Source organism: Actinokineospora terrae, from assembly GCF_900111175.1.
Classification (GTDB): domain Bacteria; phylum Actinomycetota; class Actinomycetes; order Mycobacteriales; family Pseudonocardiaceae; genus Actinokineospora; species Actinokineospora terrae.
On the sequence record NZ_FOGI01000024.1, the window covers coordinates 1 to 25,474 of the forward strand.

Annotated in this window: 30 protein-coding genes; 2 read left to right on the plus strand and 28 right to left on the minus strand. The window is 69.8% G+C overall.

The features are described 5' to 3' along the window. The 15 genes from BMY07_RS32860 to BMY07_RS32925 form a co-directional block, all read right to left on the minus strand. A partial coding sequence (locus BMY07_RS32860; protein ID WP_092787164.1) for a recombinase family protein occupies window positions 1-1,533 on the minus strand: 1,533 nt, incomplete at its 3' end. Window positions 1,534-1,737: 204 nt separating this feature from the next. Next, window positions 1,738-1,875: a hypothetical protein gene (locus BMY07_RS34730; RefSeq protein ID WP_177215938.1), complete on the minus strand. Its 138-nt coding sequence runs from the start codon at window positions 1,873-1,875 to the stop codon at window positions 1,738-1,740. A gap of 96 nt (window positions 1,876-1,971) precedes the next feature. Continuing rightward, a complete protein-coding gene (locus BMY07_RS35795) occupies window positions 1,972-2,403 on the minus strand; it encodes a hypothetical protein (protein WP_245782797.1) in 432 nt (143 codons plus the stop codon). A 2-nt stretch (window positions 2,404-2,405) separates the two neighbouring features. Beyond that, entirely contained in the window at window positions 2,406-3,368 is a 963-nt protein-coding gene (locus tag BMY07_RS32870; protein WP_092787166.1) for a GH25 family lysozyme, read from the minus strand. Next, complete coding sequence (locus BMY07_RS32875; protein ID WP_092787168.1) at window positions 3,365-3,700, minus strand: hypothetical protein; 336 nt, start codon at window positions 3,698-3,700, stop codon at window positions 3,365-3,367. Before BMY07_RS32875 ends, BMY07_RS32870 begins: the two co-directional genes overlap by 4 nt. A 28-nt stretch (window positions 3,701-3,728) precedes the next feature. After that, window positions 3,729-5,933 (minus strand): hypothetical protein, encoded by a 2,205-nt coding sequence (locus BMY07_RS32880; RefSeq protein ID WP_143073763.1) that lies wholly within the window; start codon window positions 5,931-5,933, stop codon window positions 3,729-3,731. A 27-nt stretch (window positions 5,934-5,960) separates the two neighbouring features. Continuing rightward, window positions 5,961-6,782 carry a hypothetical protein gene (locus BMY07_RS32885; RefSeq protein WP_092787172.1) on the minus strand — a complete coding sequence of 274 codons (822 nt, stop codon included), beginning with the start codon at window positions 6,780-6,782 and terminating at the stop codon, window positions 5,961-5,963. A 21-nt stretch (window positions 6,783-6,803) separates the two neighbouring features. Further along, entirely contained in the window at window positions 6,804-9,719 is a 2,916-nt protein-coding gene (locus BMY07_RS32890) for a phage tail protein (RefSeq protein WP_092787174.1), read from the minus strand. Between the two features lie 594 nt (window positions 9,720-10,313). Next, window positions 10,314-10,625, minus strand: coding sequence for a hypothetical protein (locus BMY07_RS32895; RefSeq protein ID WP_245782798.1), 312 nt, complete (start codon window positions 10,623-10,625; stop codon window positions 10,314-10,316). Window positions 10,626-10,693: 68 nt separating this feature from the next. Continuing rightward, on the minus strand, window positions 10,694-10,972 hold the full coding sequence (locus tag BMY07_RS32900) for a hypothetical protein (protein WP_092787176.1): 279 nt from the start codon (window positions 10,970-10,972) through the stop codon (window positions 10,694-10,696). Continuing rightward, window positions 10,969-11,598, minus strand: coding sequence for a phage tail tube protein (locus BMY07_RS32905; protein WP_092787178.1), 630 nt, complete (start codon window positions 11,596-11,598; stop codon window positions 10,969-10,971). The genes BMY07_RS32900 and BMY07_RS32905 overlap by 4 nt, the downstream gene beginning before the upstream one ends. A gap of 19 nt (window positions 11,599-11,617) precedes the next feature. Further along, window positions 11,618-12,031, minus strand: coding sequence for a hypothetical protein (locus tag BMY07_RS32910; RefSeq protein ID WP_092787180.1), 414 nt, complete (start codon window positions 12,029-12,031; stop codon window positions 11,618-11,620). Continuing rightward, a complete protein-coding gene (locus tag BMY07_RS32915; RefSeq protein WP_092787182.1) occupies window positions 12,028-12,333 on the minus strand; it encodes a hypothetical protein in 306 nt (101 codons plus the stop codon). The genes BMY07_RS32910 and BMY07_RS32915 overlap by 4 nt, the downstream gene beginning before the upstream one ends. 3 nt (window positions 12,334-12,336) lie before the next feature. Beyond that, window positions 12,337-12,672: a phage head completion protein gene (locus tag BMY07_RS32920; RefSeq protein ID WP_092787184.1), complete on the minus strand. Its 336-nt coding sequence runs from the start codon at window positions 12,670-12,672 to the stop codon at window positions 12,337-12,339. An 18-nt stretch (window positions 12,673-12,690) separates the two neighbouring features. Continuing rightward, window positions 12,691-13,056 carry a hypothetical protein gene (locus tag BMY07_RS32925; protein ID WP_143073764.1) on the minus strand — a complete coding sequence of 122 codons (366 nt, stop codon included), beginning with the start codon at window positions 13,054-13,056 and terminating at the stop codon, window positions 12,691-12,693. Window positions 13,057-13,200: 144 nt separating this feature from the next. On the opposite strand from BMY07_RS32925, the gene BMY07_RS32930 reads away from it, so the two are divergent. Further along, window positions 13,201-13,860: an HNH endonuclease family protein gene (locus BMY07_RS32930; protein WP_092787188.1), complete on the plus strand. Its 660-nt coding sequence runs from the start codon at window positions 13,201-13,203 to the stop codon at window positions 13,858-13,860. A 15-nt stretch (window positions 13,861-13,875) separates the two neighbouring features. On the opposite strand, the gene BMY07_RS32935 is transcribed toward BMY07_RS32930, so the two are convergent. The 6 genes from BMY07_RS32935 to BMY07_RS32960 all read right to left on the minus strand — a co-directional run bounded on the left by BMY07_RS32935 (window position 13,876) and on the right by BMY07_RS32960 (window position 18,939). Further along, entirely contained in the window at window positions 13,876-14,205 is a 330-nt protein-coding gene (locus BMY07_RS32935) for a hypothetical protein (protein ID WP_092787190.1), read from the minus strand. Between the two features lie 69 nt (window positions 14,206-14,274). Continuing rightward, window positions 14,275-14,454, minus strand: coding sequence for a hypothetical protein (locus BMY07_RS32940; RefSeq protein ID WP_092787192.1), 180 nt, complete (start codon window positions 14,452-14,454; stop codon window positions 14,275-14,277). A gap of 9 nt (window positions 14,455-14,463) precedes the next feature. Further along, window positions 14,464-15,441, minus strand: coding sequence for an SU10 major capsid protein (locus BMY07_RS32945; protein WP_092787194.1), 978 nt, complete (start codon window positions 15,439-15,441; stop codon window positions 14,464-14,466). A 51-nt stretch (window positions 15,442-15,492) separates the two neighbouring features. Further along, a complete protein-coding gene (locus BMY07_RS32950) occupies window positions 15,493-16,110 on the minus strand; it encodes a hypothetical protein (RefSeq protein WP_092787196.1) in 618 nt (205 codons plus the stop codon). A 271-nt stretch (window positions 16,111-16,381) separates the two neighbouring features. Continuing rightward, a complete protein-coding gene (locus tag BMY07_RS32955; protein ID WP_092787198.1) occupies window positions 16,382-17,386 on the minus strand; it encodes a VG15 protein in 1,005 nt (334 codons plus the stop codon). Further along, window positions 17,383-18,939: a phage portal protein gene (locus BMY07_RS32960; protein WP_245782800.1), complete on the minus strand. Its 1,557-nt coding sequence runs from the start codon at window positions 18,937-18,939 to the stop codon at window positions 17,383-17,385. Before BMY07_RS32960 ends, BMY07_RS32955 begins: the two co-directional genes overlap by 4 nt. On the opposite strand from BMY07_RS32960, the gene BMY07_RS33990 reads away from it, so the two are divergent. Further along, on the plus strand, window positions 18,938-19,534 hold the full coding sequence (locus tag BMY07_RS33990; RefSeq protein ID WP_143073765.1) for a hypothetical protein: 597 nt from the start codon (window positions 18,938-18,940) through the stop codon (window positions 19,532-19,534). The genes BMY07_RS32960 and BMY07_RS33990 overlap by 2 nt on opposite strands. Here BMY07_RS33990 and BMY07_RS32965 read toward each other — a convergent pair. From BMY07_RS32965 to BMY07_RS32995, 7 genes are all read right to left on the minus strand, one after another. Then, complete coding sequence (locus tag BMY07_RS32965; RefSeq protein WP_177215939.1) at window positions 19,500-21,269, minus strand: terminase large subunit; 1,770 nt, start codon at window positions 21,267-21,269, stop codon at window positions 19,500-19,502. The genes BMY07_RS33990 and BMY07_RS32965 overlap by 35 nt on opposite strands. Further along, window positions 21,229-21,687 (minus strand): phage terminase small subunit P27 family, encoded by a 459-nt coding sequence (locus tag BMY07_RS32970; protein ID WP_092787200.1) that lies wholly within the window; start codon window positions 21,685-21,687, stop codon window positions 21,229-21,231. Before BMY07_RS32970 ends, BMY07_RS32965 begins: the two co-directional genes overlap by 41 nt. Before the next feature lie 149 nt (window positions 21,688-21,836). Continuing rightward, window positions 21,837-22,265, minus strand: a complete 429-nt coding sequence (locus BMY07_RS32975) for a hypothetical protein (RefSeq protein ID WP_092787202.1) — start codon at window positions 22,263-22,265, stop codon at window positions 21,837-21,839. Continuing rightward, window positions 22,249-22,977, minus strand: a complete 729-nt coding sequence (locus tag BMY07_RS32980) for an adenine nucleotide alpha hydrolase family protein (RefSeq protein WP_218150864.1) — start codon at window positions 22,975-22,977, stop codon at window positions 22,249-22,251. Before BMY07_RS32980 ends, BMY07_RS32975 begins: the two co-directional genes overlap by 17 nt. A 23-nt stretch (window positions 22,978-23,000) precedes the next feature. After that, window positions 23,001-23,237, minus strand: coding sequence for a hypothetical protein (locus BMY07_RS32985; protein WP_143073766.1), 237 nt, complete (start codon window positions 23,235-23,237; stop codon window positions 23,001-23,003). A 692-nt stretch (window positions 23,238-23,929) separates the two neighbouring features. After that, a complete protein-coding gene (locus BMY07_RS34735) occupies window positions 23,930-24,085 on the minus strand; it encodes a hypothetical protein (protein WP_177215940.1) in 156 nt (51 codons plus the stop codon). Window position 24,086: 1 nt separating this feature from the next. Then, entirely contained in the window at window positions 24,087-25,274 is a 1,188-nt protein-coding gene (locus BMY07_RS32995; RefSeq protein WP_092787209.1) for a DUF932 domain-containing protein, read from the minus strand. Window positions 25,275-25,474: the final 200 nt, after the last annotated feature.

Sequence of the window (25,474 nt, forward strand, 5' to 3'; positions counted from 1 at the left end):
CTCCACCAAACGTGTTGATACGCGAACCGCAGAGGCTGATTCCTGGTCACCAGGGTCAGCCTCTGCGGCTGTCTGGGGTGGCTGGTCGGGTGGTTGTGGTACCCGGAAGGTGGGGACCATGCGGTCGGGTGCAGGGAAGCTGACCTGGGCCACGAGGGCTTCCACGAGGGCTTTGCGTTGGAGGGTGGTGCCGTCCTGGATGACCTCGTGGACGTGCTGACTGACCTCGGTGAGGGTCGCGGTGTCGGGCATGGTGGGTTGCTCGGTGAGTTCGTAGGCGAGCACGTCTCGGCGGTCCTGTAGCTGCTGCTTGGTGGAGCGGAGCTTGGTGAGCCGTTCCTTGACGTCCTCGGGTTCGAGGGTGCCGTCCTCGAAGGCGTCGAGGTAGCGGTCGATCTTGGCGTTGGTCTTGGCCAGCTCGGCGTTGACGGTGTCGAGTTCGTCTTGGCGGGTGTCGAAGTTGCTGGCGTGGTCGCGCTGGGCGGCGGCCACGGCGTCGGCCATGAGGTCGTGCTGGGTGCGGAAGAACGTGGCCATCGAGTCGAGCAAGGTCGAGTCGATCTGGTCGGCGTCCAACCGCGGGGACGGGCAGGCGTCGGTGCCGTAGCGGGACCGGGTCCAGCAGGTGTAGTAGCGGTAGGTCTTGGTGCGGCCGGTTGCACGGGTGCCGATGTACGCCTTCCCGCACATCGGGCAGCGCATCTTGCCGGTGGCGAGGTAGTCACTGGCGTTCGCGGCGCGCTTGGAGTGGTCCTCGCCGCGCTCGTCGAGCAGGCGCTGTGCTTGCTCGAAGACGTGGTCGGTGACCAGCGGGGCGTGGCAGAACTCCACGGTGATCCCACGGAAGGTGAGTTCGCCGATGTAGACGCGGTTGGCCAAGACCCGCAGTACCTGTTGCGGGGACCACTGCTTGCCGGTGCTGGTGCGCAGTCCACGCAGATTGAGCAGTTTCGCGATGGCGTTCGAGCCGAGTCGGTCGCGGGTGTAGAAGTCGAAGATGAGCGCGACGACCACGGCTTGGGACTTGTCGGGGACGAGTTGCATGATCTTGCGGTTGAGGCCGTAGCCGAACGGGAGTCGCCCGCCCTTCCATTTCCCGGCTTCGGCGGCTTTCTCCATTCCGGCGATGACCCGTTCGACAATGAGTTCGCGCTCGAACTGGGCGAACATGCCGAGCATCTGGACGAGCATCCGGCCCATAGGGGTGGAGGTGTCGAAGGGCTCGGTGGCGGAGCGGAACACCACGCCGTTCTCATCAAGGTCATCGAGCAGGGTGACCAGGTCACGCAGGTTGCGGGAGAGCCGGTCGACCTTGAACACCAACAGCACGTCGAACAGGCCCGCTCGGCTGGCCTTCATCGCCTTGGCCAGGTCGTCGCGGTAGGTGTCCTTGCCGGAGGCGTTGTCGCTATAGACCATGACGACGCGCCACCCGGGCTGGGAGGCGACGTAGGCGCGCATCCGATCTTCCTGGACCCGGGAGGTGTACTGCTGGTTCTCCTCGTCGGTGGAGCGCCGCACATACAGTGCCACCCGGACGTCCGTGCCGAGTTCGCCGAGGGCTTCCCGTCTTACCTTCCTGTTTCGCGTCTTAGTTGCCATTGCGTGGCGGCCCCCAGTTGTCTTCCCGAAACGCCGCCGCCCGGGAATGCTCAACACATTCCACGGGCGGCGGCTCATGTTCTGTTGTCATTCTCGGAGTTTATCAAGAATGGCAGCCGGTGATTCGGGCTGAATCTAGGGTGTGTCGGACTTCCTATTCGTGGTCCACGCGGTGATGAGCACTGCCAAAGCGGACACAGCGTCGGCGTGTTCGCGGTCGGTCATCGGTGTGGTGTCGATGCGCTCGACGGTGATCGGGTTCTGCTCGGACACGGCGGTGATCGCTCCCCCAGGAGGCGAGTGCCGCAGACGGCCCGAGCCCGCGTCGCGGGGGAGACGGGCTCCCCTGCGGCGCGGATGGACGGGTGGTCAGTAGAGGGTGGTCGGGGACTCGCCGGTGTCGGCCGGGACCAGCGGGGTGCCGTCCTGGTCGCGCGGGTCGGCCAGCGGGGTGACCTTGCGTTCGCCGGTGACGGTGATGCCGAACGCGGCGAGCAAGGTAACCGCGGCGGTGATGATGCCGGTGGTCGCCGAGCCCTGCTCGGTGGTGAACAGGCCGGAGCCGACGAGGCCGGAGACGGCGGCGGTGAGGCCGCCGACGATGGACGCGCCGACGCGCAGCGGGTAGCGGGTGGCCATGTGGATGATCCGTTCCTTCCGATGGGGTGGGTGGGGCGGTAGATGGTCGAGGCGCTCGTAGAGCCGGACGAACGCGACCGCGGACTTGACGCAGAGCCAGCCGCCGACGATGGCCAACAGCAGCCACGAGCCGACCGGGTCGGGTGGCGGGTCGGCGGTCACGGTCAGGGCAGGGTGAGCCAGGCTCCGGCCTGGATTCGATCCGGGTTCGCGAGGCCGTTGAGTCGGGCGAGTGCGGCAACGGTGGTGCCGTGGCGGGCGGCGATGCCGGAGAGGGTGTCCCCGCTGCGGATCTGGTACCGACGCGGCGGCGCCGGAGCGGGTGCACCGGGTCCGGGCAGGCGCAGAGCCGCCCCGGCCTGGATGCGGTTCGGGTCGGAGATGCCGTTGAGCGTGGCGAGCGCGGCCACGGTGGTGCCGAACCTGACCGCGATGGCGGAGAGGGTGTCGCCGGGGGCGATGACGTAGGTGCCGGGTGCGGGCGGGGTGGGTGCCGGACCGGGTGCGGGGTTGGGGTCGCCGAGGGTGAGGGCGCCGAGGGTCCACGGGCCGACGGTGGCGTCGCGGTCGACGTTGCCCGGGATGCCGGGAACGCGCCCGGAGCTGGTGTGCTGGTGCAGGGCCAAGCGGTGGTGGCTCCAGCCGGGTCGTCCTGGGTCGCCGTTGTAGCGGGCGATCCACAGCATCGTGTCGCCGTCGGCCCAGTCGGGACGCAGCACGTTGCTGTACCAGTCGTGGTTGGCGTAAACCAGGACTCGGCGGACACCGGCGGTGGCGCGCAGCCGGGTGATGAAGTCGCGGACGAACACGTTGGCGTTGCCGCGCAGCTCGGCGGCTTCCATGTCCAGCATCGGGGCGAGCGATCCGGCGGCGAGCAAACCGTGGCGGCGCAGGTGCGCGGTGAAGTGGTCCACCTGCGCCTGCACGCCAGTGGCGCGAGCGAAGTGGTAGCCACCGACCGCGATCCCGGCCGAGCGTGCTCCGGCGATGTGGCCACCGGCGGCGGGGTCGACCCAGTCGGTGGACTCGGTGACCTTGACGCTGGCGTAGGTGATGCCGTTGCCGCGTACCGCGCGCCAGTCGTCCACGCGGTTGTGGTGGGAGAGGTCGATTCCGTAGTCGGTCAAGGGTTTCCTTCCTGGTCCGGGCGTGCCGGGACCGGGGTGGGTGGGGTGAGGTGGGCGCGGAGTCCGGCGATCTCGGTGAGCACGCGCAGGTGCTCCACGCGCAGCGCGGCGAGTTCGGTCTTGACCGCGGCGAGTTCGGCCAGGACGTCACGGGTGTAGGTGGCTCGCTCGTCCAGCAGGGCCTGATAACCGGCGTGCAGCGCGGCCAGGGACTGTTGCTCGCTGGAGGCGCGGGTGGCGCGCAGCGTGCGGCGCGCGGTCCACGCGCCGGTGACGGCCCCGGTGAGCGGGCCGAGGAGTGCGGCGATGCCGCCGAGCCAGGCAGGGTCCACGGGGCGTCACCCCCGTGGCCGGTCCGGATCAGCGCAGGACGCGCAGGGTGAGCGTGTCGGCCAGGCCGTCGGTGGTGGTGTGGACGCGGCGTGAGCCGATGACGGCGGCGGTGATCGGGCCGCCGAGCCCGCTCGGGTCGTTGACCGTGACCACGTCGGTCAGTTGCACGCGGGGGTCGCCGACCACGGGGACGTCGGCCAGGATCGCCACGGGCGCGGCCAGGTCGCCGAGTAGGGAGGTGGCGACGTCGCGGGTGGACTCGGGGCGTTGCCGGAAGGGGTTGTCGGGCAGGTCGAGGACGCGGCGGCCGTAGCGGGCGGCTGAGGTGGTGTTGCGGGTGATGCCGGTGTAGGTGGTGTCGTCGGTGATGACGGTGCCCGTGATCTGGAGGGCGGGTCGGGTGCCCGCGGCCATCCGCACCGTGAAGGCGTTCGGGTTGGACACCAGCAGGTTGACGTGGAGTTGGTCGGGGTCGACGGACAGGTCCACGTCGACGTTGGACACCCGGGCGCCGGTGGCGGCGTTGACGGAGACGAACCCGGAGAACTGTGGGGGCCACACGTCGGGGGTGTAGGAGGTCATGCCGTCATCGACCAGGCATCGGCGGGCGAGTTGGATCGGGTAGCTGGTGTAGCCGGGGGGCGAGTCGAACTGGTCGAGGGTGCCGGCGGCGAACACGACTTCGCGGGTGCTGGATTCGTAGCGGGCGGTGGTGCGGTAGGTGATCTCGGTGCGGACCGAGTCCACCGCGATGGTCAGGTCCAGGTCCTTGAGGTCGACCTGCGCGGAGAGGTCCTTGACCGGGGCGGGGCGCGGCCGGTTGCGGGTGCGGAAGGTGAAGTGGCCGTGCTCGTCAAAGGAGACGGTGCCGTACTCGGCGGCGGCTGCTTGGCGGATGACGTCCCAGGAGTCGCCGTCGACCACGTCGGGTAGCCCGGTGATCCAGTTCAGTCCGGTGTCGATCGTGGCGGTCGGGGTGTGTGGGGTGCCCCAGTCGGCGGGCAGGGTGAAGATCCTCTGCGCCCAGCGGAGGCACTGCACCGGCAGAGGGGTGAAGGCGTGGACGCCACCGGGCAGGGAGGGGTAGTCCACGGGGCGGCCGACCGTGGTGGTGAACGAGGGGGTCTGGACGCCGTCGAGGTGCCAGCGGTGGACCACATCCCCGTTGGCGTACCAGCCGATCCACAGACCGACCGAGTGCCAGCGGGTCGCGCCGGTGATGGTCGGTCCGGTGATCGTCCCGGCCAGGGTCGGCGTCGTGGAGTTGCGGTTGGCCCACAGCCGCGCCACCAGGCCACCGGAGGCGGTGACGGCGACGTCGATGGTGTTGCCCTGGAGCTTGACGACGCCGTCGGAGACCGACACGACTGTGCCGTCGGAGGACCGGTGGAAGGTGTTGGTGGCACCGGCGCGGATCTCGAACTCGATGAGCTGCGGGTAGGACATGTAGGGACTGCTGGTCGGCGTCGCCCCCGTCCAGGACCAGGAGTCCGGGCCGCCGTTGCACGCGAGCCCGTAGGGGCCGTCGATGAACTCCGGCACGGTCGCGTTGGTCTTGGTGGCGGTGATGAGCGCGGCCCGCCAGCCGATGTCCGGGGCGAGGCTGCCGTGGCAGGTCATCCCCCACAGCGCCCCCTCACGTGGCGGCGGGGAAGCGTGGATCCCGTTGCGCCGCAAAACATAGTCGATCACCCACTGGGTGTTGGTGAGGTTGCGGTAGGGGTAGGAGCGCAGGTTGCGGAACTCGAACTCCCACATCGCCCACAGCGGCAGCGTCACCGACGCGCGCAGCCGTTCCGCCGGGTCCAGCCCTTCGACGGTGACCGTGCGGCGGGAGGCGGACAGGCGCGCGGTGCGGGTGGCGCCGGTGAACTGGCGCGCCCACCGCGGACCGGACTTCGTGACCAGGCCGAGGTCCAGCCGCAGGGGCGCGTCCATCATGTCGTCGGTGTCCACCGCGTGATCGGCCCGGTACGGGGACAGCATCCGCGCGATGTCGCGGGGATCACCGGGGCGGGTGCCGCCGAGCTCGGCGACGAGCTTGGCGGTGGTGTAGCCCTCCACCAACGTCGCCTCGGGCGGGAGGTCTCCGGTGATCGAGCGCTCCACGCTTACCGACTCCACCACCGGCGACAGGTCCGAGAGCGGATGACCGTAGGTGCCGTCGCGGCTCCAGTCGGCCTCCAGCCGCACCAGCGGAACCCGCTCGGGCGCTGTGACCGCTTTCGCCAAGTCCTGATCATCGCGGGCTTGCATCGTCTAGACCTCCAGGAGGGTGAGGGTGGTGGCCCACGACCCGGGCACCGGGTAGGCCGCCGAGAGCGCGTCGACCGCGACTTCGGCCGCTCCGCCCCCGGGCGCCCACGGCGTGGTGGTGGGGGCGGCGTCGAGTTGCCAGGCGGTGGTGAGCACGTGGGCACCGCTCGGGTTGGCCTCGACCAGCAGCGCCACCCGCGCCGCTGCGGCGGCGGAGGCGATCACCGATACCGATAGCCGCTGGTCGGTGCCGGGGGTGGAGGGTGGGGAGTCGACGTGCCCGATCTGGGTGTCGGTGGTGTCGTAGAACTCCAACCGGACCCGCGTGGTGACTCCCGCCCGTACCCACGCCGAGGCGGTCACCGGCTCCCCCGTCACCAGCGGAACGGGATCACCGGCCAGGGAGCCGCCGACCGGGGGCGGGGTCCAGTCCAGGCCCCCGGCCAGCGGTACCGGTGACACCGGCACGGTCGGTGTCCACAGCAGCGTCCCGGCGGTCGGGCTGAATCCGGCGGTGGTGCGGGTGGCCGAACCGGTTGCGGCGACCCGTGGGGCCAGGCGGTTGCGGCGTTCGCCGTCGATGAGCCACAGCGGCCCGTCCACCAGACCAAGGTGGAGGGCGTCGAGGTAGGCGTGGGTGTCGGGGTCGAGGTAGGGCCAGGTCAGCGACCACGTGCGTTTCACCGCGACCTGGTCCACGGTGACCCGCCCGCCGAGCGACCGGTGCACACCGCCCAGCCGGGTCGCGGTCGCGTCCGGTCCACCGCCCAATGACGGCGAGGGCAGGGCGCGCAGCGCGCCGAGTGGTCCGAGGTGGAAGCCCACGGGGCACCACCCCCACCTGGTTCAGCGTCGGGCGTTGCGGATGTTGGCGTCGTTGACCAGCCGGGCGACCCCGGCCCCGTCCACCCGCAACCGCGCGCCGTCGAGGGCGGCGAGGACTCCGGCCGTCACCGCGGCGGACATGTCCCAGGTGTGCTGCCCCAGCAACCCGGCACCCGCGCCACCGCCGGACGCCGAGGGCGACCCACGGCGAACAGCGTTGGCGGGAAGGGGGAGCGGGTCGGTGGGCAGGGTGTCGGTGAGGTCGGTCAGGTAGTCGCGCACCTGCGGTGTTCCGTCCTCCAGGCCGCGCAGGAACCCGGTCATGATCAACCGGCCGGTGGGGGCCAGCAGCACGCGGTCGCGCGACGGTGGACCCTTCCAGTCCGGTAGCAGGTCGGTCACCCACGACAGCTTGTCCTTGAGCCACTGCACCGCCGACTCGATGCCGCGAATGAGACCCCGGATGATGTTCTTTCCGGCTTCCACCAACAGGTTTCCGAGGTCGCCGAGCACGCCGAGGATGCGCCCCGGTAGATCGCGCACCAGGCCGACCACGGCGCCGATCCCGTTCGACACCGCGCCCGACACCATGTCCCAGACGCCACCGACCATGTTCCGCAGCCCCTGCCAGGCGCGATCCCAGTTCCCGCTGATCAGTCCGAGCGCGACGTCGATCACGCCTTGGATGTAGCGCAGGGCGCCGGAGATGATCGAGGACACGGCGGCGAACACGCGCTCGACCACGCCGAGCAGGGCCTGGATCGCGGGCACGAGCCAGCGCACCAGCTGCTCGACCAGCGGCACGGCGGCGGCTGTGACCTGGGCGAACACCGCTGCCGCCTGCTGGAGCACGGGACTGAGCTGCACCGCGAGCGCGATGATCGGTGGCAGCAGGGCCGTCCCGAGCGACAGCAGGGGCGGCAGCAGCGGCAGCGCGGCGTTGACGATCGCGAAGAAGCCCTCGGCGAGCTGCGGCAGCTGCGGGGCCAGGGCCGATACGGCGGTGACCAGCACCTCGCCCACCAACTGTCCAATCTGGACCAAAGTAGGTGTGGCGGTGGCGAGCCCTTGGGAGATAACGGAAGCGAGCTGGGAGACCAGCTCGACCAGTACCGGCAGGGCAGGTTGGACGGCGCGCAACCCGGCCAGCAGGGTCTGGCCGAACAGCGACGCGAGCTGCGCGACCACCGGCAGGGCGGCCTGCGCCGCCTGGAGAAAGGCGCCGCCGAAGGTGGCCGCGACAGGGGCAAGCTGGGTCAGCAGCTGGGCCAGAATCGGGGCCAGCAAACGAAGCCCACCCGCCGCCAGCTCGGCGAACTGGACCAGCAGCGGGGCCGCCGCGCGGGCCAGGGCGACGGCTGCGGGGGTGGTGGTGCGGATCGCGTCCCCGACCGCACCGGCCAGCAAACCGGCCACTGTGGACAGTGGTCCGGTGAGCTCGGCGAACAGCGGGGCCAGGGCCTCGCTCGCGGGGACCAGCAGGTCGGCGAAGGCCAACGCCACCGCGCCCGCCAGCGGGGCGAGCTGGGCCGCGGCAGCGGCCAGGGGACCGACCGCACGAGCGGTGGTGGCCAGCGCCTGGCCGAGCTGCGGACCCAGCGCGGCGACGGCGGGGGCGATGCTGGTGGACAGCGCCTCGCCCAGGGCGCGCACGATCGGGTTGAGCCCCTGTGCGACGGCGGAGATCCCGCTGAACACCTGGGCCAGCGCGGTCTGGCCCTCTGCGGAGCGCAGGAACGCCAACACCGACGCGGTGACGGCGTTGACCGTGGCCAGGAACGATGTGCCGCTGGTGTTCGCGGCACGGAACACCGTGGCGGCGATCCCCGCCAGGTTCCCGAGCAGGGTGCCCAGCTCGCGCAGAGCGGCCAGGCCCTCGCGCATCCACTCCTGAAGCCGCCCCGACGCGCGGGCCTGGGCGACGAACGCGGCGAAGCGCTCAGTGGCGGCGGTGAGCCCACCGGCGAACTCGGGCAGGAACCCCGAGCCCACGGCCGCGATGTCGCGCAGGGCTTGCAGCAGCGGCTGCACCGCGCCCGACAACCGGCCCGCCGCGGTCGCGGAGTCGGCGAAGATCGCCGACAGGTCCGCGCCGGTGCGCGCCTCACCCAAGAACCGGCCGACGCCCAGGGCGCCGGAGTTGAGGGCGTCGGCGACACCGAGGGTGCCGGTCCGCAGGATCGGCAGATACCGGGCGCCGAGCGTGGACACCTCACCGGCAAGCCCGGCGAACAACCGCTCCTGCACACCGAGCTGGAGACCGGCGAACTCCGGGCGCAGCGCGCGCACGGCCTCGGCGGTCGCCCGCATCGGCGGCGGCATCCCCGCGACCGCCTTGGCGAACGCCGCGGGATCCGCTGCGGACAGAGCGTCGCCGAACCCCTCGGTGCCCAGCCGCAGGGTCTGCACGACCGCCACGGCCGCGAGCCCGGCGGCCGGGATCAGCAGCAGCGACCCCGACGCGGTGGCCGCCGCCGAGCCGAGCCCGCCCAGCGTCCCGACCGCGCTGCCCACCGCGGCGGTGAGGGCGGCGTAGCGCAGGGTCGCCGCGCCGGTGACCGCGATGGCGCGGGTGGTCGAGGCGGTGACCTCGCCCATCCCGCGCGAGAGCGCCAGCGAGCCTCGCACCGCCGTGCCCAGCGAGCGGTCCACCGCAACCCGGACCGACACCGACTGGCCCGACAGCTGGCGCAGCAGCGCCTGAAACCGGGTTTGCGCGGGGAGCGCGTCGAGCTCCGCCAGCAGCCGCACCGCGGTCTGATCACCCTCGCGCGCGGCGATCCGGAGCTGTTCGCGCAGCAGCGCGGTCTGCACCTGTGCGGTCAGCGAGATCGCGGGGGCGCCGGACTCGGCCGTGCGGATCTGATCGCGCAGGTGGCGCCCGAGCCCTTGCAGGCTGGGCAGGACCTTGAGGTAGGCGTGACCGACCGTCGCCACGGGGCATCACGCCCCCGGCAACGGTCCGCACATTTTCTGCCGCAGCGGCCCGTCCCGGCTCGCCACGGGCCACGCGCTGTCGAGGAGTTACGGGGTCAGCGTTCCCGCAGGTCAGATGCCCGACGGTCGGGACCGGGATACATGACATACGTCATGTCGAATGACGTACCCGCATCGAGTGCATTTTCTGCGATAAGGGCCGGTCGCGCCGAGCAAAGCCTGGTGCGGTGCTTTGTGGTTCGGGCCGTCGCGATAGCCTCTCGGACGCGGCGGATCGCCGCAGGGATGAGAGGAGTGTGCAGTGAAGGGCTGTGCCCAGTGCCGGGTCGCCGGTCGCTATCTAATGGTGACGGTGACCCTGTTGTTGATCCAGTCGGGTGCCCTGCCAGGGGTCCACCTGGGGATGTAACCCCTGGCAGAGGCCAGTACTGGATACCGTGTCGGTCGACCCCCTCGCGGGTGGCAGCCCAGGGGGGTCGGCCGACTCTTTGACATAAGCATCATTGGAACCTAACTTGGCCTATGTCAAGAACGGACTGTACACGCCGCAGGTCGGAGACGTGCGCGCGGGATGGGAATCGCCAGGTGTAGCCGCTAAGAACGCATCCACGCGGCAATCTCCCGTAGCGAGTTCAATTCTCTTTCCGGGTCGCTCCTGATTGCCGGAATCGAGTCCAACGGGCCGGTCAGGTGTTCCTCGGGGATCTGGTGTCCCAGGGCAGCGGCAACGGTGGCCCAGAGCAGGGCGACCCGACGCTCCACCGCCGCGACCAGGAGTTCGGTGCGGGTGTGGCCCCCGTCTGGATGGTGGACTCGCCAGACTGCTGCGTCCGCTGGTAGGTGGGTGACCAGGACACACAGCCGCCGGTAGGTGAGATCACCACGGTAGAGGTCGAGCAGGTCCACCCCGTACCGGAGCAGCTCGGCTTCGAGCGAGTCCGCGGTCGTGTCGTCGCCCAGCAGTTGGGCGACGGTCAGCGGTTTCCCCGGCCCAACTCCCGCATGACCTTGGTGGAGAAGTCCTCGACGTCAGCCGCCGTGGCTGCGAGGGATCGCCAGGTGCGGTACTGGGCATCGCCCAGGATGATCCGCAGCGCGGCGAGGTGGCGACCGTCCTCCTCGGCTTCCAGCGCTTCGAGTGGGAACTGCTCCGCACTGGGCAGGGTGAACCGCTTGCCGCGCCACAGGACCGCCAACTCCCCGCCGGTCGGGGCTGGTTTGCCGCTGGCCTCGGCGCGTTGCCTGCTGCTCACGTGTCCTCCTGGTCGTCGGTGATGGCGAGGGTGGCGGGGGTGGCGTCGATGACGGCGGGGTCGTCGGTGAGCCAGACGGCGAGGATGGTGGAGCCGCCGGTGGGGGCGAGGGCAGCGAAGGTCATGCCCCAGCGCGCCTCTTGGGTACGGGTCCACTGTGCTTCGTCGGTCTCACTGACCTCGGTGCGGGGGATGTAGAGGCGGTGGTGGTAGACCTCGGTGTCGCTGATCTGGTCGGTCCAGTCCACGCACAGCGCGCGGATGTCGCCCTTGGGGACGGTGCTGATCGCGGCCCGGTACTTCTTCGACCCCGCGGTGGTTTCGGCGAAGGTGAGGCCGCCGAAGTAGGCGGACAGCACTGCTGCTTTGGTCTCCTGGAACACCGACTTCACGGTGAGTTCCTGGGACTTGTAGATGTAGCGGGCGGGGGTGAGCTGTTGCCAGTGCTCGGTTCCCTCCTTCTCCACTCTCCGCGCGAGTGTCACACCGTCTGGTGTGGACAGTCCGAGTCCTTTCCAGGCGGCGACGAGCGGGGTGGTGGCGTCGGGAGGTTCGGCGGTGCCGGGTGGTGCGAGGGAGAGTTCCCCGGTTCCGGGGACGCGCACGAGCGCGCTGTTGATCGCCATCGGCGTGGGTGCTCCAAGGTCAGGGGTGGGGAGTGCGGGCGTGCACGGCCAGCGCGGCGGTGGCCAGTGGGGCGCCCGTGTAGGGGTCGGTGCCGGTGATGGGCGCGGTGATGGGTTCGGTGTGCAGCAGCGGCGCCGGTGGGGGGCGGACGCAGAGCAGGCCGAGCGCGATGGCGGCGGTGGCTTTGGCGGCGTGCGGGGTGTGGTGCCAGCAGGTCAGCCGGATTACCGAGCGCTGCACCGCGGGCCAGGTCCAGGTGTGGCCGTCCTCGGCGACCAGCACCCATGGCAACGATCGGGGACCGCCGTCCACACCGTTACCCACAGTTGTGGATACGGGGAGTGGCGTGCCGTCCGTTCCGGCGTGGGTGAGCAGCGGGCGCAGCAGCCGCACCACCAGCTCGACCACGTCCACGGGCACCGGCGCGGTCACGGGTCGAGTCCTTCGACGTGCAGGCCCACCGACTCGGCGGCGCGCTTGAGGACACCGTGGTGGGCTTCCATGCCGATCCCGGCGGGGTGGCGGACCGCGACGGTTGCGCCCGCGCGGTCCTGGTTGGGGTCGTCGACCACCTCGACCGGCAGCGGCTTGCCGCTGGTGACGAGGTGGCCTTGGGCGCGGGCGGCTGCGGCGACCTGTTCGGCCAGTGCGCGCACGGCGGCGGCCAGCTCGGGGCTGTGCAGGAACTCCGCGACCCCGGCCCGGTCGATCTCGAACCCGTGGAAGGTGGCCATGGCTCAGCCCTCCACGTGCCGCAGCACCAGCTCGTAGTGGGTGCGGCCGAACCGCGGTGCCCAGCGGGCGGGGCGGCCGTCGACCTCGCACACCCGCCCGTTCCACAGCACCCGTTCACGCGGCTCGATCGCCTCGCGGGTGAACACTCGCCACCGGGTCACCAAGGGGCTGCGTTGCTGCAGGACGGTGACCGGCTCGGTGGTGGCCAATGGTTGGACGTTCGCGGCCACGGTGCGGCGGGGCGCGGTGGGGCCGTAGTCCAGGACGGGGGCGGGGTTGCCGTAGGCGTCGGGAACCTGGATCGGGGTGATGACCACCAGGCGGTGCGGGAGCAGCATCGGCAGCCCCAGGCGTGGTCAGGTGGTCCAGATCGAGAACGCGTCACCGCGGCCCGGTGCTGCCGGGCGGAGCAGGTCGAGTTCGTCGTCGGTGAGGTAGAGCCCGCCGCCTTCGCGCGCGGCCACCCGGGTGTGCCCGCCGACCGTCTCGGATTTCACCCCGTCGGCGGGGGTGCCCAGGGCGCGGAGCACGGCGGTGCAGATGACACCTACAGCGGTGGCCGGTGGCGGAGTGGGGAACGGGATCACCCGAGCGCGGGCCAGCGCGGTGGCATCGGCGATGAGCACCCCGACGCGGGTCTGCTCGGCCGGGGTGAGTTCCTGATCGGTGCGGGCCTGCACGTCGGCGACGGTGGCCAACGGGACCGGGCCAGGACTGGTCAACGACCACCCCCAGGACAGGACACGGAGGCCAGGGAGATCGGACCTGATCGAGTGGTGGCGGCGCGGTGACCGGGCAGCGGCTCGGCCGTCCCGGTAGGACGGTGGTGTCCGAGTTCCCGAGTCGGGGGTGTTGCGGTGCGTGCGATGGTGACGGTCGCGGCGGCAGTGGTGGCGGTGATCACGGTGCCCGGCGCCGCGCACGCCCAGCAGGTGGTCGACCCCGTACCGGCACAGGTGCGGGTGCCGCTGCGGAAGGCGATCGCCGCGTTGCCTGTGGCCACGGAAGTCCGGGACGGCTACGTGCGGACGAAGTTCAAGCACTGGGTCGACTCCGACAGCAACGGCTGCAACACCCGCGCCGAGGTGTTGCTGGCCGAGGCGACCATCGCACCGGAGACCACCGGCCGCTGCACCATCGGCGAGGGCCGGTGGCACTCCTACTACGACAACGTGGACGTCGACAAGGCCGGTGGCCTCGACATCGACCACATGGTCCCGCTGGCTGAGGCATGGGACAGCGGGGCGTTCGACTGGACGCCGCAACGGCGGCAGGACTACGCCAACGACTTGGGTGAGTCCCGCGCGCTGGTCGCCGTGACCGCCAAGACCAACCGCTCCAAATCCGACCAGGACCCCGCCACCTGGCTGCCCCCGGACCCCGACGCGGTCTGCACCTACCTGGCGGACTGGGTGACGGTCAAGACACGCTGGCACCTGTCGGTGGACGAGCCCGAGCAGCAGACGCTGACCGCCCGCGCGCAGCAGTGCCCCAACGACCCGATCACCACCACCCTCGTCCCCTGACCGGCTCACGGACGTTCAGGTCGTCGTGGCCGGTGGTCGACCACGACCGCGCGGGTCGACCATGACCGGCACCACGTCCCGGTACGGCCCGTCGTCCAACTCCGCGGATTCCGGTGGCGACCCTTGCATGGTCAACACCCAGAAGTGGTCCACGTCGACGTTCTCGTTGCAGGCGTGGCACGAGATCCGCACGACACCCTCGGCCTCGCTGACTCGGGCGAGGTAGCCGACGGCGTACAGCGAGTGGACACCGACCTTGCACGTCGCGGGCAGGATCGCGACCCTGTACCCGGCGTTGGTGTGTCGGTATCGGACTGTCGCATCGGGAGGCCGGTCATCGAACATGCCCGCACCCTAACCACGGCCTCGAACGTGTGTTCGAGTCAGGTCGTTCGGGTGACGGCCCACCCCTGGCTATGGGGTGGCGGGGTCCTTCGGGGGGCGGCCACCGGCGGCGCGCACCCCGACGTCGGCGGGCAGGCCGCGCAGGGCCTCGATGGTGGCCTTGTCGGTCACCTCGGTCTCGCCGTCGTGGAAGACGACGCCGAGGTCGTGCACGACCAGTTCCGGGTACACGCTGCTGGTGAACTTCACGTGCTCTCCTTAGCTGGTGGTGAGGTTGGTGATCTTGCCGTGGGCGATCTCCGGCCCGTACTCCAGACCGATCTCTCCGTAGATCTGGGCGCGGTCGGTCGCGCCACTGCGGGCCAGCGGTTCGGAGAACAGGAAGCCCTTGCCGGGGACTTCGAGGATGACCGGTGCGCACTGGTCCAGCGACACGACCTGTACGACGTCGGCGGGCATGAACCGTGACAGCATCAGGTTGATCCTGCCGAAGTCGGTCTCGATCGTGGACACCGAGACACCGGCGACGGTGCGCGACTCCTCCCGGTAGTTCTTCTTCGTGATGAACTCGTTGGTGAGCTGGCGCTTCTGCCACGCCCCGCACATCAGCGTGGCGGTTTCGCTGACCTGGATGCCGCCGTTCTCCCAGACCTTCTGCAACAGGTCGAGGACCATCTTCTCGGTCAGGGCTGCGGGGGTGGCGTTGGTGATGACGTTGGTGGTGGTGGCGTTGAGGATGCCGCGGGTCTTGCGCGCGGTGGACACCGTGGACGGCTCCTGGAAGACGCCAGTGATGAAGGACAGTTCGACGTCGCGTCCGATCTGGACGAGGGCCTGGCGGGTCTGCCAGTCCATCTCGACCGCGACCGCGTTGGTGCCGCCGACGCTTGCGGCGTTGGGGTGGGCGGAGCCGGTGGAGGCGAACATGCCCTGTGAGGCTTGGCGGGTGTAGGTGACGCCGACGGTCTCCTGGTGGATTTCCAGGGTATTGCGGTCCTGTCCGCGCACGCGGGTCTCCGCGGCGGGGGCGTCGGCGCCCTCGGTGCGCTGCCGGTTGGCGTCCGGTGGGCGCAGGTCGTAGACCGACCAGGTGTGGACGATCCCGTTGGCGCGCTTGCCGCCGGTCAACCCTCCGATGGCGGACAGGAACGGGGTATCGGTCGGAGTCAAGCCGAAAAGCTCGCCGACGTAATTCGGCGCGTTGTAGGTGTTGGCAATAGCGGCCACACCGGGCATAGGCGGAAAGTCCTTTCACAGCAGGGGAAAGAGAACAGGTGTGGGGGTGTGTCAGTGCGCGGGCGGCATCGCGGCCAAGCGCTGGTTCTTGAGGGTGATGGCGGTCGCCCAGTCACCGGCCTTCTCGGCGGCGGCGATGCGCTCCTCCAGCCCACCGGGGCCGGTCTGCCGCGCTCCCTGCGACGGGTCCGGGGCGGGTCGACGCGGCCCCTCGGCGCGGGCCAGGTGCGGGCGCCGTGCCAGCTCCGCGGCCGCGTCGGCGGTGATCGCGGCGGTGTCGATCTCGCCGGACTCGCCCACGTAGCGGGTGTGGTCGTCGAGGAACCGGGGCGCGTCCGACGGGTCGGCCCACCCGGTCGCAGCGGCGCGGATTTCCGCGTCCACCGCCCGGCGCCGCAGCGCCGCGACCTGGTTCTCCGCCTCGGTGGCGCGGGCGGCGGCCTTCTCCGCGTCGGACTGTCGCGCGGCCTGCGCGTCGTCCCACTGCCGGGCCTTGGCCCGTGCGTCGCGCGCGGCCTTCTCGGCGGTGGTCAGTTGAGACTTCGCCTGCTCGTAGAGCGTCTTGTAGTCCGGCGTCTCGTCCTCGCCGTTCAGGGCGGGCTCGGGCGGGTCGGCCGGTGTCTGGGTGGGGTCGGTGTTCTCCGGTGGAATGGGCGGAGAAACGGACATGTGGCGTTCCAATCGCATGATGGGAAGTGGTGTGAGAGACTGCGCGGGTGCGATTCCCGCTCTCCCGTCCGCAAACGGCCGCCGTGCTGGTGGCGGTTTCCGCTGGCGCTCAGGTAGCAGCCGGGACAGAGGGGAAGCTCACGCCGTGGACCATGTCGTGGCTGGTCACAGCGGTTGTGACGATGCTGGTCGGCACCATGGCCGCCGCCTCGGGAAATCAAAAAAAACGCGACCCACTTGACCTTTAAAGGTCAACGGCGGGGACGCTGTTCTACACCGACGTCGTCGCCAAGCTCTCGGTGCGCAGATAGCCGTAGCGACGCAATTCGGCGATCAGTTCGGCGCGGTTGTCGCTGCTGTGCACCAGCTGCGCGGCGGTCGGTCGGGCGATGCCGCTGCTGCGGTACCGCGCCCCGGGCCGGGTGGCGGTGTCACCGAGCTGGCGGCCGATGCCGCGGACGGTGGTGGCCTCGCGGGTGAAGGCGTGGCCGCCTGCGATGTAGACCGCGCCCTTGCGGCGGGCGTTGACCACGCGGGCCATGTCCGCCCCGGCGCGGATCGCGGCGGCGTCACCTTTGCCGAACGCGCGGTCCTGCTCGGACTCGGTCATGCGGTCGAACAATGCCGTTGGCGAGTTGCCACGGTCGTCGTGTTCCCACTGCTCGCGGGTGACCGGCCGCATCTGGCAGTCACAGCGCGGATGGCGTAGGAACCCATCGGAGACGCGGTAGAGGCGCCCGGCCAAGATCACGCACCGCCCGCACGCCGGGAGCCTCACCACGCGTTCGTACCCGGCCACCGCGGGCTCGGTGATCATCGCGGCTTGCACGGCGGCGCGGCCGGTGTCCCCGACCTCGGTGGCAACGTAGGTGAGCAGACGGGACAGACCCAGGGTGCGGGCGTCGGAGACGGGCATCCCGAGGACCAGGGCGCGGCGGAGCCAGGCCAGCACCTGGTCCATCAGGACCCGTAGCGGCATTCCGTTGGCGGCGTACCCGGCGAACGCCTGCGCGACCAACCGCCCCATCGGGGCGGATACCGCAGCGGCGGCGGCCAAGGCGGCGGTGACGTAGGGCGCGGCGATGGCGGCGGCGGTGATCTGGGCTTCCTCGGTGGCGATCACGACCCGGGGCCGCACGTCCTGTTCCCATGAACCGTCCAGGTCCGCCATGGACAGCCGAGACCACGCGTCCTGCGCGGTGTCGACCGCGCCGCGCACCGCCAGCTGCTGCCGCGCGTACAACCGGGCCTCGGGGTCTTGCAGGGGGGTGCTCATGGGCCACCTCCGGACGGTGCGAGGAACGCCGGCGGCGCGGGACGCGCACCGCGGAGCTCGGGGACGGCAGGTGATTCGCCGTCCCGGTCGAACTCGGGTACGGGGTCGGGGCGGGGGCCGAACTCGGCGGCCAGGTCCCCACCGGCGACACGGGCGTAGGCGGACTGGTCCTCGGCTTCCATGTCCCGGATCTGCGCGTCCGAGTAGCCCAGTGCGCGCCTCGATGCCCGGCGCGGCAAGAGTTTGTCCGCGCTGTACAACTTGGTCACCGCGTCGGCCTGCGCCGCGAACGTCGGCGTGGCCGCGTCCACCCACATCGTCTCCATCCGCAACGCCTCCGGCGGGACACGGCCATCGCGCACCAACAAGATCAACCGCATGACCTGCTCCCAGCCGTCGCCGAAACTGCGCTGGCGCCGCTCGGCACGTTTGATATGGCGCCCCTCGCTGGAACGGATGCCGTCTGCCGACGCCGGGTTCTCCGTGGCATAACCCAGGAAGTGCGGCGGCAGACCGGAGATCGACGCGGTCAGCCGCGCCAACGCGTTGAGGGTGTTGTGGAAGTTGGACAGGTCCGCTTCGGGGAACTGGCCGACCGCCACACCGTCCTCACGTGGAGACTTGGGCGTGGCCCACAGGACACCGGCCACCGCCTGCCACGGCGTGAGCGGTTTACCTTGCGCGTCAACGAAGTCGGCCTGCTCGAAACCGAGCGCGTACCGGCGGGGCATCGCGTGGAACTCGGCGCTGACCATCATGTCCGTGGCGATCTTGCACGCCGCATCCGACAGCGGAATTACTGACGCAAGCTCCGAACGCCCCAGCGACAACGGCTTTGCCCTGCGGCGCCGGGTACGAGGCCGGTTGATCAGCGGCACGACCGGGACCACGCCCATGCCATGCCGGTCGCGGTCGGTCTCGGTCCACGCCGAACCGCCGTCGAGCGAGGTGTACCAGATCGTCTCGTCCGGCAGATACAGCGTCGCGTGCGAAGCGACCTGACTGGACGTGCCCGGCGCGGCCTCATCGTCGTACCAGCGCTTGAGCGCCGCACGCACCTTGCGAGTCCGCGGGTCCAGCTCCGCGTGCACCTCCAACGGCGACTCCACCGTCACCAACGGCGTATCCGCGTCCTGCTCATTGGTACCCACGATGGCGAACGCACGCCCCATCGCCAACGCATCCACATGTGCCTGCTGGCTGGCCAAATCCAGCCGATTCGCCTTCCAGATCCGCCATAGATCTCGATCCGCAGCGTCACGACCACCGAGTCGGAAGCCGGTGACGTCCAAGCGTTCATCGAGGCTGTCCACGATCAGCTCGGGCCAGTTCACCACGACCTGACGGACCCGGTTGTCCAGGCGACGCAGCAGTTCCGGGTGCATATAGGACAGCGGTTGTTCGCCCTCGTAGTAGGCGTCCAGCAACTCCAACTCGGGTAGTTGCGCGTTATGCTGAGTGGACAGCCGTTGTAGCCAGGTGGTACCCGAGAGGGTGAGATCTGCGCTTGCCACGACACCACCACCAGGCGTCACAGGTACGGTGCCGGTCATGCAGGCGTGGTGGGTGACTCTTGCGGCCTCGTTGATCAGCGGCGTGGTCGGTGCGGGACTTACCCGGTGGTGGGAGCAGAAGCGTGAGGACACACGCTGGAAACGCGAAAGTACTGACCGGCAGGTGGCACGCGAGCACGATGCCCGGATGCAGTGGCGTGAGCATCGAGTCACGATCTATGTTGGGTTGCTTACCGCCATCGAAGCCTTCGGCCGCGCTGCGGGTAACCGCGCGGGCTGGTTGTCGAACGACACCGACGAATCTCAACTCGGAGACGCACGACCGCCCTCGTGGCCGACACAGGATCATGTCGAAGCACTGGCCAATGCAGTGACTGCGGCTTCCGAGCCTGTCGAGATCATTGCTACCGCAGCGGTACAGCGGGCAGCCGAACATGCGGTCGTTGCCTGTTGGGCCACGATGATGAAGTTGCAAACCTACAGCGACACAGTCGACTTGGATCCCGGAGCCAACGACGTAACGCAAGCACGGATCGAACTCGTCTCTCGTATCCGCGAAGAACTGCACGTCGACTCTGCCGATACCCCACAGGAGATCGTTAACCCATCACGACCATCCGGCCCGATTTCCTGACCTTTTGACCTCGCAGCTTCCAACCGCTCACTGCCATGGCGGACGTCGGCACCGCGTCGATGCGCTTGCCTGTCTTGCCGCGCTCGGGCTTGTCGGGTCGGATCAGATCGGGCTCGCCTGGCGGGTGGCGGACTTCCACGCTGTCGAAGCAGAACGTGGCGATGGGGTTGCCGTGGTGGGACCAGGTGCGGGATTTGGTGAGGGCCATGAGTTCGGTCATGCCGTGGGTCATGCCCTTGTAGGTCTGGGCGACCGGGTACATCGGCACCCCGGTTCGCTTCTCCAGTCGTTGGCGGACGGGTTCGCCGGACCACTCGTCGTAGGAGACGTCCGCGACGCGCAAGAGTCTGGTGTCGGTGACCACATCGTTCTCGATGACGTCGTAGTCGATGACCTCTCCGTCAGTGACGGTGAGCCAGCCCTGTTCGGCCCACCGGGTGGCGCGGCCGTCCAGACGTTCGTCCAGGAAGCTCACCGCGGACTCCGGTAACCAGAACCGCCACAGCGCGGAGACGTGCCCGTCGATGCCGTCGGGGACGATCAGGCACCAGGCGGTGAGGTCGAGTTTGGAGGCGAGGTCGAGTCCACCCCACGCGGGTTTTCCGGCCAGGCGCTCCCGTAGCAGGGCGGGGTGGTCGAGCGCGGTTCCGGCGCAGGCCAGGTAGAGGTGCATGGGCATCCAGCGTGAGGTTTGCGAGACCCATTGGTTGAGCCGGAATTGCCTGAAGCTGTTCTCTTTGCCGGGGTCGTTGCGGGCTTCGAGTGCTTCCTCGCGCAGGGCGGTCAAGGACAGGAAGTCACCCAGCGCCGGGTTGCTGTGGTACCAGTTCCGTTCGTCCCAGGGGTCCGCGTCGGCGGGCAGGTTGCGCAGGTAGACGAACCGGTGCGGAGCCCTGCTCGGGTCGTCGGCGATTTTGACGCACTCGTCGTGTTCGGCCTTGGCGAAGGAGCTGGGGTCGTTGCCCGCGGTGGTCGCGGCGATCAACAAGGGTTCGAGGCGGGTGCCCATGCCGGTGCGCATCGCGTGCCACAGGTCGCCGTTGGGTTGGGTCAGCACCTCATCGAAGATCACGGCGGAAGGGTTGGAGCCGAGGTTGCCCAACGCGTCGGCGGGGACGACGACGTAGACGGAGTTGGTCTTCTCGTCCACGATCCTCGCGCTGCTGTCGAGGACCTTCAATCGGCGCGAGAGGACCGGGGAGAGGGCGACCATGCGGGCGGCGACGTTGAAAACTAGCCTTGCCTGGTCGGTGTCGCGGGCGCAGCCGTAGATCTCGGCGGACTCGACCCCGTCCCCGCACAGCATGTACAGCGCCACGAACGCCAACAGCTCGCTTTTGCCGTTCTTGCGTGCGATCTCGATCCAGGCGATGCGGAACCGGCGGACGTAGACCCCGGCTTCGTCGTCCCAGCGGACCTCGCCGAACAGAGGCCGGACGATGTCGTCGCGCTGCCACTCGGCGAGGATGAACGGGGTGCGCGCCCACCGGTCCTTGGTGTGGACACAGATCTCCTCGGCGAACGCCTGGGCGTGATCCGCGCGAGGCTTGCACAGGTGGTCTCCGCGCTTGCGGCAGGTGCGCCCGTCGAAGGTCCGCCCGCACACCGGCAGCCGCGCCCCGGGCTCTCTAGTGGTTGTGCGGGGCGTCGCGGTGCGGGTGCGGGGGCGGGTCTTCGAGCCGCGGGCAGGCTTGCTAGGAGAGGAGCCGGTCGGGTCCTTGGCCGTGGTGGACATGGCCCACCTCGACCTTGATCGCCTGCCGATCCGAGGGCGTCAGCCCGAACCGGGCCGCGAACTGGAGGAACGTCCGTTCGGCGTCGGCTTGGACCTGGAGGGCGGGGTTCTTCATCAGCCCCGCACCGCCCTGCACCAGCAGCGCCGAGCCGTTGACCAACTGGGTAGCTGCCCGGTACCGGGCCAGGGCCTCACACAGCACAAGGAACGCGTCGCTGTCCCACACGGTCAGGACTCGGCGGGCGATCAGGCCGGGGGCCAGGCGCTCCCAGATGACGCGGGCGGTGTCGGATGCCCAGTCCGGGCAGGTGATCTCCTGCTCGGGTGGGTCGGGTTCGTTGGTGTTGATGCGGTCGGGGCGGTCGCCGTGCAGGATGCGCAGGGCGGTGGGCTTGGCGGCCGGGCCGCGCTTGCCGATGGCTGATCACCTCCTTCCCGCCCACCGCCCCGCGCGTCTGCCCCGGGTCAGGTGCCGGAGCTGCGTCCGCGGCTCGGGCTGGCCGCGGTGCGGGAGAACCGGCGCCGGATGGCTGCTCCGGCGCGGGCGAGGCGCTGGCGCATGGTGGGCTACTCCTTTCCGTTCTGGTCGGGTGGGGTGTCGGTGGGCATGGGGATGTCGAGGATGCGGGCGGCGGCGTGGCCGTCGATGTACTTGTCCCCGAGGATCAATAGCCGCGCGGCGCGGAGGAATGCTTCCTTGGCGGCGCGGGTCTTGAAGCACATCGCGAACCAGTGTTCGGAGTCGGTGGCCAGCCGGAAACGCTCGTCCTCGCGGGCAGTGCGCTCCCTGAACCCTTTGGCCAGCGCATCGAGCTCGGCGGCGGAGTCTGCTTCCAGGTCGCCGGTGTAGTCGACGTTCTCCAGCGGGTCCGGTTCCGGGGGTGCGTTGAGCTGGGCGAGCAGGTCGTCCTGGCTCAGCGGGGCGCCGAGTGAGGCTTGGGCCTGAAGCTGGGCGAGCAGGTCCGTGTTCGGGTCCTGGTCATCGGGTGAGGTCACGGCGGAAGATCTCCAGGTCGGCGAGCGGAAACCAGGACAAGATCCGGGCGTAGTCCTCGGGTGCGTTGTCCTTGATCGGCTTGAGGAAGCGATAGTCGAGCCCGTCGAACGAGCGGCCGAACCACTCGTACTCCGGCGGCAGCGGGCAGTCGTGGCGGGCCAGGGCGTCGCGGACGTCGGCGATGCGCCAGTCCCACACCGGAGACACCTTGCGCAGGTGCTCGCGCACCGGGCCGTGGGTGACCATCGCCATCCGCCTGTTCGGTGAGTCGGCGGCTCTCACTCCGTCCGCGTTCCACGCCCCCGGCAGGTCCAGATCGTTGCGGAGCAGGTCGGCGATCTCCTCGTAGGTGGGCTCGGGGAACTGGGCGGCCTCGATGATCGCGCACCGCTCCGGTGGCTGGAACAGGAACGAGTTGAGCCACCGATACAGCGACGGGTGCGGCAAGTTCACGATGCGGGTACCGAAGAAGTCCTCATAGAACTTGAGCGAGTCCTCCACGAACGCCAGCCCCGGCACCAGGTACAGGTGGTAGGGGACGACGGTGATCCCGGCGTCGCGCATCGCCAACCAGGCGGCGAGGCTGTCCTTGCCCCGGGAGAAGCCAAGCAAAACCGGTTTCCCCTCGGCGGCCAACTCCGCGCGGATGGTCTCCGAGGAGGTGATGTCGTCAATGGTGATCGGCAGGTCGGCTCCTTCGTGTGTGGACACCCGGGCACCGTGTGGTGCCAGGGTCACCGGGCCTGTTCCAGGTCCGGGGCCAGGGTGGTGCGGCGGATCAGCCGTCCGATGCCGGTGTGGGTGAGGCTGGTGTGATCGGCGATCCGCCGGTGTGAGGCTCCGAGCGCTTTCGCTTGCCGGATCAGGGATTCCCGCTCGCCGCGCCAGGCCAGGTACTGCTCGTCGGCCTGCTCCAGCTCTGCCAGCACCGCGGCCAGCCGGGTGTCCCTGGCGGTGATCGGATCGGTCACCAGCCACCCCCGGAGGCACGTGGGTTCGGCCGTGCCGGAAACCTGACCGGCCATACCCGGCCCTCAGTGGCTTGTGCCCTCCCGGGCCGGTCAGGGGTGACCCCCCTGGGGGTCGGCCGGCGGTGGCCGTGCGTGACCGGCTGGGCGTGGCGGGCAGCTCCGGCGGACGGCAGCTCCGGCACGGGGCACGGTCACGGGTGGGGGCGGCGGTCACGGGGAGTGCCAGCCTCCCCGGGTGCGGGGGTCGGTGGCGGTCACCCGGGCATGGCACCGGGCACACAGCCCCCGCCCGCGCGCGGGGGCGTCCGGGTCCAGCTCTGCGGCCACCAGTTCACGGCGGGTGGCGGGCCAGTGGTCGGCCACGGTGGCAGGTTCGGCACACGGCCGGTCCGGGTGCCCGGGGCAGTCGGTGCGGTCACAGCGGCACACCGGGTCACGGGCCAGCACAGCGGGCCGGAAGCGGGAGCGGTGACCGGCGGTGTAACCACGGTCAGCGGAGGTGCCCCCGGACCGGCGCGCGCGGGTACGGCACGCGGCGCACCGGCCCCCGGTGGTGGTGTTGGGGCAGCCGGGACGAGAGCAGGAGCGGGGGGCGCGGGCGGGCATCGGCACCCCCGGGGCACAGGGCCTGGTGCGGGCATGGGTCCGGCCCCCACACCGGGCGGTGTGGGGGCCGGGGGCCGGGTAGTCGGTTAGGGGGTCCACTGGGCGGGCGGGTGGCCACCCCGGGCGGCCCACTGGTTCAGGGCGGTGATCAGTTCGGACATGCGGTCGGGGTCCGGTTCACGGCCGGACAGGGTGTCACTGGCCAGTGTGGACAGTTCGGCCCATGTGGCGGTCGGGTCCATCTCAGGCCACCTGAAAGAGCTTGAATGCCTGGTGCTTGATCTGGTTTCCCCGGCCCATCAGTGCCCGCTCTGCGCGGGCGGTGGCCGCGTTCTCACCGGCCACGGGTGCCCGGTGGTCGATGTACTCCCCGATCGTTTGGAACCCGGACCAGTGGGTGCCTTTCTTGCGCCTGCCGCCGATGTTGGCGTTCGTGTCCCCCTTGAAGATGGTCATGAGTTCGGTGGTCAGCAGGTCGTCGCGTTCCTTGACGTCGCTGCGCGCGTCGTCGGCGGGGGCGGGCCAGATCTCCCGGCACAGGGCCTCGAACTCCTTGATGGCGAGGTCCTGACCGATCATCTTCTCGGCTTCCTCGGCGAAGGCGTCCGCGTAGTCGAAGGTGATCTTGAGGGCATCCCGGGCATTGGCCACCTTGTCGGGGCCGGACGGGGTGTGCCGGAAGGCCCAGCGGGAGACGTGGCCGTGGATCGCCGCGGTCTGGGTGTTGGCACACACCACCCGGACCATGGTGGCAAGGAACTCGTTGGCCCGGCCCTGGTGGAAGTAGCCCAGCGCGGCGAGGTTCATCTGCACCGGGTCCACTCCACCCACCATGATGCCCTTGGGGATCCTCGCGGTGATGAAGGTTTCCTTGCCACCTCGCAGCGCTCCGGCGGTGTCCACAACTGCCCCAGACTGGTCCAGGATCGCGACCAGCGTCTCGCCCATGAGCTCATTGGAGATGGGGGTGTACTCGGGGCCTACGAACGAGAGCAGTTCACGCTTGCCGGTGAACGGGCTGATACGGGTGACGGCCCGGTAGTCATCCGTCGTCAGCCACTCCACGCAGTCGTCCTCCACCACCAGGCGGGTGTCGTCCTCTCCCTCGTGGTCCCCGATCTCGCACATGTCTCCGTGGGTGGCTCCCAACTTGGCGGAGCACTCCGGGCACTGGGTTCCGGTGCTCGGTGAGGCTGCCGGGTCCAGTCGGACATCCCAGTTGTCCAGCTTGGCCAGCTTGAGGGCATCGGCAACGGTCATCGGCCCGGGGACCACGGTGCCCAGTTGATGCCAGGCTGGCTTGTTGGCGGAGACAAAAGCGGCAGTGCCATCCTCACCAATGTCAATCAGATGAGCCATGAGAAGCCCTTTCAGGGGTGTTTTCGGCCCTGACCAGATCGGCCGGGGCGGTTCTGTTGGCACCCACAACATTACCGGCCACCACTGCCATGTCCACCTTTATCTGATCTCTCACCGGCTGATTTACCCGATCAGAGTATCGCCATTTCCGTGCATTTTAGCGACCTGCGTAAATGGGGATCGAGGGTAAAGAGAAGGGGCTCGGCGGTGACCGCCGAGCCCCTTCGTGCCTCACAGCTCAGTTTGCCAACAGAACCTGAAAGGCGTGCTCC